Origin of the sequence: Aeromonas sp. s2 (assembly GCF_040907935.1) — a bacterium.
Lineage (GTDB): Bacteria > Pseudomonadota > Gammaproteobacteria > Enterobacterales > Aeromonadaceae > Aeromonas > Aeromonas dhakensis.
The window spans coordinates 29,870-41,912 of sequence record NZ_JBFOCR010000012.1 but is presented as its reverse complement, the minus strand read 5'-3'; the positions used below and the strand labels follow the sequence as shown (position 1 = coordinate 41,912).

The 12,043-nt window shown below is 63.5% G+C and carries 13 protein-coding genes and 1 pseudogene; 9 read left to right on the top strand and 5 right to left on the bottom strand.

Annotation, left to right across the window (positions count from 1 at the left end; all coding sequences use genetic code 11):
• Positions 1 to 621: 621 nt before the first annotated feature.
• On the top strand, positions 622 to 1,731 hold the full coding sequence (locus tag AB5Y81_RS09875) for a YeeE/YedE thiosulfate transporter family protein (RefSeq protein ID WP_181969507.1): 1,110 nt from the start codon (positions 622 to 624) through the stop codon (positions 1,729 to 1,731).
• A 78-nt stretch (positions 1,732 to 1,809) separates the two neighbouring features.
• Here the strand turns inward: AB5Y81_RS09875 and AB5Y81_RS09870 are convergent, their stop codons facing one another.
• Entirely contained in the window at positions 1,810 to 3,015 is a 1,206-nt protein-coding gene (locus tag AB5Y81_RS09870) for a DUF2920 family protein (RefSeq protein WP_341536315.1), read from the bottom strand.
• A gap of 127 nt (positions 3,016 to 3,142) precedes the next feature.
• Positions 3,143 to 3,763 (bottom strand): LysE family translocator, encoded by a 621-nt coding sequence (locus AB5Y81_RS09865; protein ID WP_279485021.1) that lies wholly within the window; start codon positions 3,761 to 3,763, stop codon positions 3,143 to 3,145.
• Positions 3,764 to 3,864: 101 nt separating this feature from the next.
• Here AB5Y81_RS09865 and AB5Y81_RS09860 point away from each other — a divergent pair, with 101 nt between their 5' ends.
• On the top strand, positions 3,865 to 4,749 hold the full coding sequence (locus AB5Y81_RS09860; protein ID WP_279485022.1) for a LysR family transcriptional regulator: 885 nt from the start codon (positions 3,865 to 3,867) through the stop codon (positions 4,747 to 4,749).
• Between the two features lie 9 nt (positions 4,750 to 4,758).
• On the opposite strand, the gene AB5Y81_RS09855 is transcribed toward AB5Y81_RS09860, so the two are convergent.
• Positions 4,759 to 5,433 (bottom strand): chromophore lyase CpcT/CpeT, encoded by a 675-nt coding sequence (locus tag AB5Y81_RS09855; protein ID WP_279485023.1) that lies wholly within the window; start codon positions 5,431 to 5,433, stop codon positions 4,759 to 4,761.
• A gap of 270 nt (positions 5,434 to 5,703) precedes the next feature.
• Here AB5Y81_RS09855 and AB5Y81_RS09850 point away from each other — a divergent pair, with 270 nt between their 5' ends.
• The 4 genes from AB5Y81_RS09850 to AB5Y81_RS09835 all read left to right on the top strand — a co-directional run bounded on the left by AB5Y81_RS09850 (position 5,704) and on the right by AB5Y81_RS09835 (position 7,989).
• Complete coding sequence (locus AB5Y81_RS09850) at positions 5,704 to 6,360, top strand: DUF3313 domain-containing protein (RefSeq protein WP_279485024.1); 657 nt, start codon at positions 5,704 to 5,706, stop codon at positions 6,358 to 6,360.
• A gap of 101 nt (positions 6,361 to 6,461) precedes the next feature.
• Complete coding sequence (locus AB5Y81_RS09845; protein ID WP_258120401.1) at positions 6,462 to 6,824, top strand: cystatin domain-containing protein; 363 nt, start codon at positions 6,462 to 6,464, stop codon at positions 6,822 to 6,824.
• 124 nt (positions 6,825 to 6,948) lie between these two features.
• Positions 6,949 to 7,461, top strand: a complete 513-nt coding sequence (locus tag AB5Y81_RS09840) for a cupin domain-containing protein (RefSeq protein WP_279485025.1) — start codon at positions 6,949 to 6,951, stop codon at positions 7,459 to 7,461.
• A 78-nt stretch (positions 7,462 to 7,539) separates the two neighbouring features.
• Entirely contained in the window at positions 7,540 to 7,989 is a 450-nt protein-coding gene (locus AB5Y81_RS09835; RefSeq protein ID WP_005307686.1) for an SRPBCC family protein, read from the top strand.
• 80 nt (positions 7,990 to 8,069) lie between these two features.
• Here AB5Y81_RS09835 and AB5Y81_RS09830 read toward each other — a convergent pair whose 3' ends face one another.
• Positions 8,070 to 8,735, bottom strand: a complete 666-nt coding sequence (locus tag AB5Y81_RS09830) for a hypothetical protein (RefSeq protein ID WP_341536320.1) — start codon at positions 8,733 to 8,735, stop codon at positions 8,070 to 8,072.
• 188 nt (positions 8,736 to 8,923) lie between these two features.
• Positions 8,924 to 9,424, bottom strand: a complete 501-nt coding sequence (locus tag AB5Y81_RS09825) for a DUF1993 domain-containing protein (RefSeq protein ID WP_279485027.1) — start codon at positions 9,422 to 9,424, stop codon at positions 8,924 to 8,926.
• Positions 9,425 to 9,685: 261 nt separating this feature from the next.
• Between AB5Y81_RS09825 and ydfZ the strand changes: the two genes are divergently transcribed.
• From ydfZ to AB5Y81_RS09810, 3 genes and pseudogenes are all read left to right on the top strand, one after another.
• Complete coding sequence (gene ydfZ / locus AB5Y81_RS09820; RefSeq protein WP_024941499.1) at positions 9,686 to 9,883, top strand: putative selenium delivery protein YdfZ; 198 nt, start codon at positions 9,686 to 9,688, stop codon at positions 9,881 to 9,883.
• Between the two features lie 274 nt (positions 9,884 to 10,157).
• Positions 10,158 to 10,944, top strand: a pseudogene (locus AB5Y81_RS09815) (hypothetical protein).
• A 148-nt stretch (positions 10,945 to 11,092) separates the two neighbouring features.
• Entirely contained in the window at positions 11,093 to 11,986 is an 894-nt protein-coding gene (locus AB5Y81_RS09810) for a LysR family transcriptional regulator (protein WP_123247058.1), read from the top strand.
• Positions 11,987 to 12,043 lie beyond the last annotated feature (57 nt).

Here is a 12,043-nt window from a genome sequence, read left to right as displayed (position 1 = left end):
CACACGGTTCATCCTGTTATTTCACGCCAGCCTGGCTGACCATGCTCACAAAGAAACCTTCGAGCGGCCATGACGAGCAGACACGTGCCCATTACCAAGGGCTCGCGTGACAAGGCGTGCAATTGCTGGGGCGCGAGGCGGCATGGCTCGCAGAGGGAGTGGAACAATCCGGGGAACAACGCAGATCCCGGCGGGACTGGGTTGCAAGAGTCGGGATGACTCGCTAGATGCCACACTCTGAGCGATCAGAGTGAGGGAGAAGAAGGGATATCAACCTCAGTTCTGATTAGCCCACATCGCGCTGTGCAATCGGCTACAACTGTCGCTGTCCATAATATCCTTCCACCTGTTGATAACACGCCAAGATTCTACCCAGAAATATTGGGTGGCGCAAAATATAAATTCATCTTTCGTCATCAAATTCCAATTCAAGACGGCAGAGATATTAATTATTGCGCGAAAACGGATTCATCCTCATTTCGCTCTGCAACACAGGGTTAATTGATCTGGATGGGGTTTTGCCCGAATTTTCCGGCCATCCACCGGATCCGGGCTGGAATCGGACTCAATGTGGGAATAGGATGCACGGCTTCCATCCATGACGCACAGGAAACAACAGGCATGAATCGAAAATGGTCGCTCCCCATCGTGGCAATCGCGGGGGGAGCGTTACTCTGGCTCGGCAACACCTTTGGTATGAAATGGGCTCTGATGGCCCTGATCGGATTCGGCTTCGGCTTCACCCTCTCCTTCAGCCGCTTCGGCATCGTGTTCGGTTGGCGCGAGATGCTGACCAAGCGCAACAGCTACTACGTGCGGGTTCACCTGCTCACCATCGCCATCGAAATTCTGCTGTTCACCTGCTTCCTCTCCTTTAGCCACGCCCTGTTTGGCGATGCCATGGTGGGCAACGTGATGGCCATCGGCATTCCCTTCATCGTCGGCGCCTTCCTGTTCGGCATCGGCATGCAGCTGGCGGGCGTCTGCGCCACCGGCACCCTTTACTGCTGCGGCGAGGGACAACCCCGCTTCTGGCTGGTGCTGCTCTGCTACGGCATCGGCACCCTGATCAGCAACCAGTTCCGCCCCGAACTGGAGGCCACCTTCTCCAGCCATGTCGTGCTGGCAAAAGACCTGACCGGCAATATCTGGAGCGGCATGCTGCTCAACCTGGCGCTGGTCGCCGCGCTGTTCCTGCTGTTTCGCAAGAGCGAACTCAAGCGCACCGGTGAGCTCAAGCCCCTCTTCAGCGGCGGCAACCTGTTCTGGCGCGATGGCCGCTTCACCGTGCTGACCGGCGGCATCATCATCGCCGTGCTCAACTCCAGCGTGGTCGCCCTGCACGGCTCGGCCTGGACCATCACCGGCGCCGTCTATGACATGGCGCTGCGCGGTGCCTCCCTGTTCGGTCTGTTCGAGGGACACCCCAAGCTGGCCCAGCCGCTCTTCATCAACCCCATGGTCGGCATGTTCTGGCTGGGGATCCTGGGGGCCATGCTGGCGCGCTGCATCAGCGGTGGCGGCCAATTCGCCCCGATGCGGCTTGGCAACAGCCTGGCCTCCATCCTCGGCGGCCTGCTGATGGGGATGGGCGCCATGTACAGCGCCTGCAACCTTGGCGGCTTCTTCGACGGCACGGCGTCGGGCAGCCTGCACGGCTGGGTCTGGATGCTGATGGCCCTCGCCGGCAGCCTGATCGGCATTCGCCTGCGCCCGCTGTTCAGGCTCTGAACCGCATATCATCGATAACAACAACGGGGGCCAGGCCCCCGTTGTTGTTTCGGCAAACACCCCATCCCGGCAGCAATGTCAGGTGGGTGCCATGCCCTCGATCCGCTGGCGTTGCAGCCGCACCTGCGGGTGTGCAAAGTTCAGGTGATAGAGCGAGTGGCCGGCATGCAGGGTCACCTCGGTGGCGTGAGTGGCCACGAAGGAGGGAGAGCGTTCGGCCAGCAGCGCCAGCCCCTGTTCGAAGAACTGCAGCATGGAGAGACCCATGCCGTGCTCCATGTTGCGGATGAACTCGCCATCGATACTCGACTCGTCGAACAGGATCAACTCGGCATTGAAACCCCGCGCCAGCATGGCGCGCGCCATGGCTAGTTTGGCATCGGCAGGGGCGATGGCGTCATGAATGGCGTGCACCATCAGGCAGAAGGTCTGCGTACCTCCCTGTGCGGCCATCTGATCGAGCTGGGAGGCACTGAATGCCCGGATGATGAAGGCATCCACATCGAACTCGTGCGGGTGCCCGGCCACCATCCGCCAGGGGGAATCCACGCACAGCGCCAGCTCCACCCCCCCTTGCAGGCTGCACTGGTACTCCACCGCACCTATGTCCCGTCCCACTACATAGGCCAGGTTGGGCTCGGCCCAGGAGGAGTTGTCAAGCAGGGCGCGGACATAGCCGGGGCGAAACTTGTTGACCAGCTGCGCCAGATAGCCGCCGTAAGAGGAGCCGACCAGTATCAGGTTGTCGCGATTGCCGCCGTAACGGAGCATCGCATCTTCAACGGCATTGAGGATATCGAGGGCGGCCATTACCCCGAAGTTCTGGTAGGCCCCATCGGGCGGTATCAGCAAGCCGTGAAAGCGCAGTGGCGCCGCCGGTTGCAAGGTGTCCAGCGCACGCAGCAGTGCGGCATCGGACGTCGTGGCGGGCAACCTCAACAGGGCGAGTGCGCGCGCACGCTCATCAGGCAGCAAGGAGATGACCGCCCCCACTGCCGGGCGCGATCGCATGCAGAAATAGTCGACACAAAGCGCCGCCATGCCGTGCTGCGCGGCCACCTTTTCGCAGAATACCTGGCTGTAGGCCCCCAGATCACCGCCAAAGCCCGGGATATAGACCACCAGACCACCGCTGGCCTGCTCGGCCCCATGGATCCGGTAACGCACCTGACGCTCGCCACACAACCCCAATTCGACGTCGGGATGACCGACCACCTCGTGTTCGTAATAAGACATGCTGCCAACCTTGTTGAAAGGCCATGCCATGGGCATCACCTCGACCATGTCAGTTGGGGTCCTGATTATCCTTGCCCCACCCCCTGAACCGGGAAGCATGCGGCATAAAGAGCGCCGATGGAATCTTATTTCTTCTGCTCACCCCATGCAGGACGCTCGCTGCCGGGTTATTCCCCTATCTCAACCCCTTGAACAGCAGCAACAGGGCGAAGCCGGTGAACATCACCGCCGACAGCCGGTTGATCCCCCTGGCGAAGCGTTCGCCATAGCCTTGCGCCCCCACCCAGTGGAACAACAGGCAGTAGCCGCCATGCACCACCAGCACCACGGCGCTGAAGGTGACTGCCAGCAGCATGCACTGACCCAGCGCCCCGTGTTGAAAGTCGATGAACTGGGGGAACAGGCTGGTGAAGAAGATGATCGCCTTGGGGTTGAGCAGGCTGATGAGCGCCCCCTTGATGAAGCTGCGGCGGCAATCCCGATCCGGCCCGGCCCCCGGCACCGGGCTCACCGCCCGCTGGCGCCAGGAGTTGAGCCCCAGATAGAGCAGATAGAGCGCGCCGCCCAGGGTGAGGATCTGCTGGCCCGCGGCCAGCCAGCGGGTGAACCAGAGCACCGCCAGCGAGGCCAGGCTCGCCACCAGCAGGATGCCCACCGCCACCCCGCAAAAACCGGCGATGGCATGGCGGGCGCCCCGGGTCAGGGTGTTGCCTATGGTGTAGATCACGGCGGGCCCCGGGCTCAGCACGGTGCCGATGGCGAGCAGCAGATAGAGGGCGTAATAGTCTAGCGTCATCGAGAGAGATTCCAGCGTGGATTGGCTGCCGCCCAGTATATTGACAGCCGCGACGCCAGCCAGACATAGTGGCGCCGGGCTTTATAAACCAGGAGTTTAGAGTGGACCGCTTGACCGCCATCGAGATCTTCGTCGAGGTTGCCCGGGCGGGCAGTTTCGCCGCCGTGGCGGAGCGCTTCGCGATGACGCCGGCCATGATCGGCAAGTACATCAAGTGGCTGGAGGCCAGGGTCGGCTCCCGCCTGCTCAATCGCAACACCCGTTGCCAGAGCCTGACCGAGGCGGGCCAGGAGTACCTCGCCGGCTGCCAGAGCCTGCTGCAACACTACCGGGAGCTGGAGCAGAACACCCTGGCCAATACCGGCCAGGCGGCGGGCAGGATCCGCATCAACGCCCCCGTCACCTTCGGCAGCTACCGGCTGACGCCGCTGCTGTGCCGCTTCATGGAGCGCTACCCGCAGATCCGCATCGAGCTGGATCTGTCGGATCGGCTGGTGGACGTCATCGGCGACGGCTTCGACCTCATCTTCCGGATCGGCCAGCCCAAGGACGCCGGCTACATAGCCCGGCCACTGGCCAGCACGGGCTCGGTGTTTTGCGCCTCGCCAGACTATCTGCAACGCCACGGCACTCCCCTCACGCTGGCGGATCTGACCAGCCACCACTGCCTGGGATTCAGCCCCTGGCTCGGCCAGTCACGCCTGGCCGAGGCCTTTCCCCTCGAACAGCTGCACCTGTGGGACAGCCCCTTCATCAGCAACCACGGCGGCGCCCTCAAGGTGGCCGCCCTCAACCACGCCGGCATCCTGCTGCAACCGCGCGCCCTGCTGAGCGAGGAGCTAGAGCGCGGTACCCTGCAGGAGATCCTGGCGGATGCCCTGCCCGCCCCGCGCCCGGTCAACCTGCTCTACCCGGCCAGGGAGCCGCTGCCGCTGCGCCTGCGGCTGCTCATCGACTACCTGATCGAGCAGCGCCACCAGCTATAGGGGGCAAGCCTACTCGCCGCGCTGCTTCACCCGGCGCAGATAGACATAGCCCTCCCCCGGGCTGCCCCAGCGCTGATGGGCCTCGGTGTCATAGGCCCGATCCAGCAGTCGCACGCTGTGGGGGCCGACCCAGAGGTATTGCACCAGGGTGCTGGCACCGCCGAAATTGGTGGAGCAGCTGCCCACCTTGCTGTGACCGGCATACTCTCCCGACGGCTGGCGAGTCAGCCAGATCTCGCAGCCCTGGCGCAGGGAGAGCTGTTGCGGGGTGAGGGAGTCGAGCAGCTCGGGCCGGCGCCAGGCACCGGCGAAGTCGATGGCTCGCGGCATGGTCAGCTCGGCCATCAGGATGCGGCCATCGGGCACCAGCGAGAAGCGGTAGATGCGCTGGCGAAACGGGCGCACCGCCCGCTCGGTCAGAAACTGCTCGGCATAGACCCAGCGAAAGCCCTTGTAGCCAGGCCAGATCTCCACCAGCCGCAGCTCGGCGCTGGTAAAGCGGCTGTCGTAGCTGGCCTGCTCGCGGCTGGAGAACTCGCCGGTAAACCAGGAGAGCAGCGGCTCCATGCTGGCAGGCTGCGTCGTGGTGGTGCCGTCAGGGGGCGTGGTGACGAAGGGGCCGGGTGCCGCCCAGGCCAGGCAGGAGAAGAGCAGCCCCCACAGGGCGGCCATCAGGCTGGTCATCGAATCCTTCCGAATCAGTGTCATGGCGGCGATTATATGAGCGAACGGCGTCAATATCCGCAACCTTGATCAAATGATTGCCGATCCGAAACAAAATCATCGTATTGGCGTCATGTCCCGGCAATCGGATAGCCATCGACGCCAGGCTGGACCCTGCCTGAACACCCCGCATTCTGTCCTTGTGGGCGCTCTTTGAATCGGTTATCTCTCTTGCCATGCCCTGCGCAGCGGATGCCAGGGTCGGACAAGCAGCGCAATCAGGAGCAAGAGATGAAGAGAGCCGTAATCGCGGGCATGGTGGCCATTCTGCTGGGTGGCTGCACGGTGAAGAACCAGGTCTCCCACAGTCTGCAGGCGATCCCGCTGACCGCCTTCCAGCAGAGTGAAAGCAACCCCAACCAGCGCATCTACAATGAGCCCGGTGTGGATCTGCGCCAATACAATGAGGTGCTGCTCGATCCGCTCCAGTTTATCCGGCAGGAGAACGGCCAGTGGTACCTGCTGACCGCCAACGAACAGAACGAGATCGGCCGCTACTACCACGCCACCTTCCAGCGCGAGCTGATGAGCCACGGCGTCAAGATCGCCACTGCCCCCGGCCCCGGCGTGCTGCGGGTGCAGGCCGCCATCACCAACTTCGACCTGACCCGGCCAGACCCCAAGCTGCGGGATCTGCTGCCCGCCAAGATCGCCATCAACGTCACCCGCGAGGTGATCGGCAAGGAGCCCTATCTGCTCAGGGTGGGCAGCATGGCCCAGTTGCTCGACTCCCAAAGCGGCAAGCTGCTGGTGCGGGTGATGGATGCGCGCGAGAGCCCGGACACCACCCACAAGGAGAGCCCCATCTCCGCCGGCGAGATGGCAAAGATGATCGACCAGTGGGCCGCCGGCCGCGCCAAGCAGCTGGCCGACAACCTGGGTCGCTGAACAGGCTGGCCGCCCCAAAAGGGGGGCTTTTGGAGCCATGACAGCTGCGTTATCGCCCGAATGTTGATAAGGTCATTACTTTATTGGCTGGAGGAAAAAATATGAAAAAAGCGCTGTTTCCCATTCTGGTTGCCGGCCTGCTGAGCGCCTGCAGCATGGCTCCACAGCAGCAGGAGTGCGCCCCCATGGCTGGCGGATGGCAGAGTCAGCCGTTGCCGAACGCCGGCGCCGAAGCGGCGCTGGCCAGCGTGCTGGCGCGCATGAACACCTCCGCCAGGCTGGAGCGCATTCTCGAGGTGCGCAGCCAGGTGGTCTCCGGGATCAACTACGACATCGCCTTCCAGCTCGACAACGGCGAGGTGTGGAATACCCGCGTCTATCGGGATCTCGCCGGCCACTACCAGATGACCCGGCCGGCATCCCAGGGGGAACTGCCCGCCATGCCTTGCGTCAAAGCCAAATAGCCCCGACCATCGGGCCCCTCGCCAGAGGGGCTCATCTGACCAGCAAATCTCTGCTGTTCTCCCCGCACTCCGGCAGTCAGGATGACCCTTCCCGTGACCACATCCCCATAGAAAAGGAACCACTATGACCCGTCACCCCAGCATCAAGCACTGGCGCGAGCTGCAGAAGCCCGAACCCGGCCGCTACTCCGGCAGCGAGGAGCCGCTCTCCCAAGGCAGTGCCCTCGGCAGACACTACGGCTTTGCCCGTCTCGGCATTCACCACGAGCTGCTGCCGCCGGGCCGGCGCACCAGCTGGCCCCACGCCGAGGAGACCGAGGACGAGTTCGTCCACGTGCTGGAAGGCACTCCGGATGTCTGGCTCGACGGCGTGCTCCATCGGCTGCAACCCGGCGACTCGGTCGGCTTCAAGGCGGGTGACGGGTTGGCCCACACCTTCATCAACAATACCGATCAGCTGGTGCGGCTGCTCTGCGTTGGCGACACCGATCGGGCGGACAACCACATCCACTACGCCCTGCACCCCGAGCGTAACCGCTTCATCGGTGAGCGGCATTGGGATGCGGTACCCGAGCGCGAGCTGGGGGACCACGACGGCCTGCCCGACCAGCTGCGCGAGCGCAACGGCCCCTTCTAGGGCGCCGCGGCCGGACTCTGGTCGGCAAGCGGACGCAACCGACTATCCTTGATGGACCCAAGGCAACGAGGAAGAGAGATGAAGACAGGAACAGTGCGACTGCATCGGGTGCTCAAGGCGCCGCCGATGCGGATCTACCGGGCCTTTATCGAGGCCGATGCGCTGGCCAAATGGCTGCCACCCCATGGCTTCACCTGCCAGGTAGAACAGCTGGAGGCCAGGGTCGGCGGCCACTTCCGGATGGCGTTCACCCAGTTCGGCAACGGCCACAGCCACGCCTTTGGCGGCGAATACCTGGAGCTCGAACCGGGCAAGCGCATTCGCTACACCGACAGCTTCGACGACCCCAACCTGCCGGGGGTGATGCACGTGACCGTGATCCTGACCGGGGTGGTGTGCGGCACCGAACTCGTCATCGTGCAGGAGGGGATCCCCGCGGCCATCCCGGTGGAGATGTGCTATCTCGGCTGGCAGGAGTCCCTGGCCCAGCTGGCGGCCCTGGTGGAGCCGGAGATCCCGCCGGGCTGAGTGACACCCACGAAAAAGCCTGCCAGCCGGCAGGCTTTTTTATTGCTGGCGGCCTGTGCGCGCCAAACCACCATCCGGGCTCAGCGGCCGGGGGCCTTGTCCAGCGGGAAGGCGAAGAGATCGCGGCGATAGGTCTCGACCACCAGGCTGAACGGCACGCCATCCCCCCGTGAGAGGATGGCCCTATGCTGCAGCACCCGCTCGGGGATCGCCAGCGGCTGGTCACTGCTGGCAAAGGTGGGCATCTGCATCTCCCAACCGGCCGGCAGGGGCGCCCACAGCAGGGTGGAAGAGAGGGTCCGGCGGCTGAAGTTCAGCGCCTTGACGGCCAGGCCAAACGGGGTATCGCTGGTGTCGAGGAGCCGGTTCATCTCGGGAGTGAGGCGGCTTTGCACGTACCAGTTGTCCGCTTCGGAGAAGACATGATCGCCGCAGGCGAGCTGTACCCGGCGATAGCCGACGGGCTCGTCGGCCGCGATCTTGAGCTGCTCGCGGACGGCGGCGTCGGCCGGTTTGCGGGTATCCTGATCACGCAGGGCGCGGATGCGCGGCTCCCCGGCCATCCGGTGGTCGGCGCACCAGTTCTGCAGGGTGACGGTGGCGCTCGGGTTGCTGAGCAGGGTGGCATTGAGGGTCTGCAGCAGCGCCTGCGCCTTGAGACGGGTGACGGGGGTGTCGGGCCAGCTTGCGGCGACGCTTTCCTGCGCCTGCGCGGCGCCATGGCACAGCAAGGCCGCCAGCATCATTACTCGGATCTTCATGTTTCTCTTACCCTTTCTACTTTGACGCCGGATTGTAACCGCGCGAGGGCCGAAGACCACGCCTTTATGCCCGGAGCCGTCGCCAGCGCTCATGCCGCTAGATCTGGCTCGCCCCCCGTTCGCGGATAAAAAAAGCCTGCCAGCGGGCAGGCTTTTTCGTACCAGAGTGTGGCTTATTGCAGCTTGATGGCGCCCAGGTAATCCCCCTTGCCGAGCTCGACCCCGGCCTGGCGCAGCAGGGCATAGGTCATGGTGAGGTGGAAGTAGAAGTTGGGGATGCCGTACTCGTGCACGCAGGTGTGGCCGTCCATTCCCTTGCCACCGGCCCAGTAGGGGGTGTAGTGGCCGCTCGCATACTGGCTGAAGTCGGCCTCCAGCTTGCTCTGCAGATAGGTGAGGGTCTTGGTCACATGGGCGCGCAGATCCGCCATGGTCTTGGGGTCATCCCCCAGCACCGGCGGCTCGCTCAGGCTGGCGGTGGCCACCACGGCGCAGGCGCTGTCGCAGCAGATCAGCACCTGCTTGGCCAGCGGCAGCATGTCGACGATGAGCCGCTCATTGAAGAAGTTCTCCACGTTGAACTTCTTGGCGGCGGCATGGGCCTCGGCCTTGGCCAGACAGTGGTCGAGGTTGGTCAGCATCTTGATAAACTGGGCGGCGATCTCACTATTCATAATGCGCTCTCGGTTGGTTGAAGGCGGTTGCACGAGCGGCATCCACTATAGCGTATCCCCCCGTTTGTTCGAGCCCGCCCCCGCAAAATGCCGGCCCGGCCAGCTGCCCAGCGACAGGATTGGACGGCCCCTGCGGCTGCCGATATGCCGAGGCCCTCTTTGGCTCTTTTTTGATCTGTGACATGCATCACTCTTTTACAGGGGCGTAGGCTGATTCGCGCAGCCCGGGCATGTCGCCGGGCACCACCAAAGGAGAGTGCCATGAAAATCTATGACCGAAACCGCAATGCGCTCACACCGGGTCAGCGGGTGATGATCGCCGCCACCGGCGCCGTCGACGTACTGAAAGAGGCCCACACCGACAACCTGACCCCCTATCAGGCCGAGCACGAGCAGTGCGTGCTGCTGGCAAACTCCGGGGAGCGCTACGCCCCCATCGAGTTGATTAGACTAGGCTGATCCCTTTCCCTGTCACCCTACTCTTTACAATTCACCCGGCCACCGCGCCCCGTCAGTGGCCGGGTTTCTGCTCTCCCTTCCCTAGGTTCCCCGTGTCTACGCTGGTTCGAGCAAGGATGCGTCAATCAACCTTGGCCCCTGCGGCTCTGGACGGCAGGATGGTGTCCTCCATGCGATTGATTACCAGCAGTGAATTTTGATATTCATTTGATGCTATTTCAGTGCACTTTCCACCGCCCTAGACTGCTCCTCGAACCTTAACGAGGAGTCTTGTATGAAACTCACCCATATTACTTTGCTGGCCGGCACCATAGCTTCGACCCTCTCTTTCAGCACCTTCGCCGGTGATCTGGTCTCGGTGCAGTTCAGCGATGGCCGCCCCGCTGTGACCGGAGTCGAGGCGGTCAACAAAGCGCTCAACCCCATCGGCGTCAACGTGGTCAGCGTCGACATCCCCGACGCAGCCAGGCCGCTGCTGGAGGCCTCCCACCGCCGCGCGTTGACCAAAGCGGAGCACGGCGCCCTGATTGCAGCCTTCAACCTGAGTCAGGGGGGAGCTGCTGGAGCAGGTCAGGCTCGCAGGCCGCGAGCCCGCGGTGCAAGGGGGTGGCGTCGCCACCGAAGAGACAGGTGTCGGCCCCTACCCCAAGGTCTATGACCTGATGGCGCTGGACGAGCGCACCCGCAGCGCCGTGCTCGGCAAATATGGCCGCATGCACGTCAACTCTGCGGAAGACGGCACCGATATCGACGAGGTGATGACGGTGGTCAGCGGCGGGCCGTTCCGCTGGGGCTTTACCCTGCAAGATGGCAGCATCGCCCGCTTCCAGATCGACAAGGTGGGCCTTGAGGACAAGGCCGTGCGGATCAGCTATCACGGGCTGGGCATGCACGCCGGACTGATGGATGCCAAACAGGGGCTGCTGGTGGCCTTCGCCCACGGCCCCAGGGAGTTCACCATGCGCTACCAGGCCGACGTGCCCCACGCCCAGCTGCTCGGCACCAACCCCTGGGCCGATGTCGGCATCAGCCTGCCCCCCGCCCCCAGCAAGGTGCAATAAGCCTTCGCGCGGCACCGGGCGGTCGGGTCAAGGCTCTGCCACCCTTGTTGCATATCTCTCTTTCCTGGCGCCCGGCGATCCGGATTGGGTGAATTCACCGCGCCATGATGGCACCATCATTTACCAGTGGTGAATTATCGGGGGAAGAATGAACAAGATCACGGCGCTGAACGTCTTTCGCCGGGTGGTGGAGATGGGCACCTTCAGAGCGGCGGCAGATGACCTGCACCTCTCACAGGCAGCGGTCAGCAAGAACATCAACGAGCTGGAAGCCTATCTCGGCATTGCGCTGATCAACCGCACCACAAGGCGGCTGAGCATCACCGAAGTCGGCATGACCTATTACCGCCAGATATGCGCCGTGCTGGACGGCCTGGAGGCCGCCGACCAGTCCATCATGGCCACCTCCTTCACCCCCAAGGGCAGGCTGAGGATCGGCATGCCCATGTCCTACGGGCTGATCCGCCTCAACCCCCTCGTCTGCGAGTTCCAGCGCCGCTATCCGGCGATCGGCATCGAGGTGATCCTGAGCGACGCCTACATGGATCTGGTGGATCAGGGGCTGGACGTGGTGATCCGGGGGGCAGGCACCCTGGATGACTCCACCCTGCGCGCCAAACCCTTGTGCCAGGTGCAGCGGGTGCTGTGCGCAGCACCTGACTATCTCAAGGAGGCGGGTCAGCCCGCCCACCCGGAGGATCTCAAAGAGCACAACTGCCTGCGCTACAGCCTCTCCTCCTCCCCCGGCAAGTGGTGCTTTAGCCGGGCAGAGGAGAGCCTGGCGGTGGATGTGCGCCCTGCCAGCTTCACCGCCAACAACGGCATTGCCCTCAAACAGGCGGCGGTGCAAGGGCTTGGGGTGATCCTGGTACCGGATGAATTCGTGTCGAACGAACTGGCAGACGGCACCCTGGTGAAACTGTTCCCCGACTGGCAACCCGACCCCCACGCCCTGTTCGCCGTCTACCCCTTCCACAAGGAGCAGTCCCCCAACGTGCGGCTCTTTATCGAATTTATCGTCAAGGCGTTTCAGCTGAGGTAGCCCGACAGGCGGGAGCTTGAGGCATTTACCTGTTGGAACCCGCCTGCATGTAGGTTC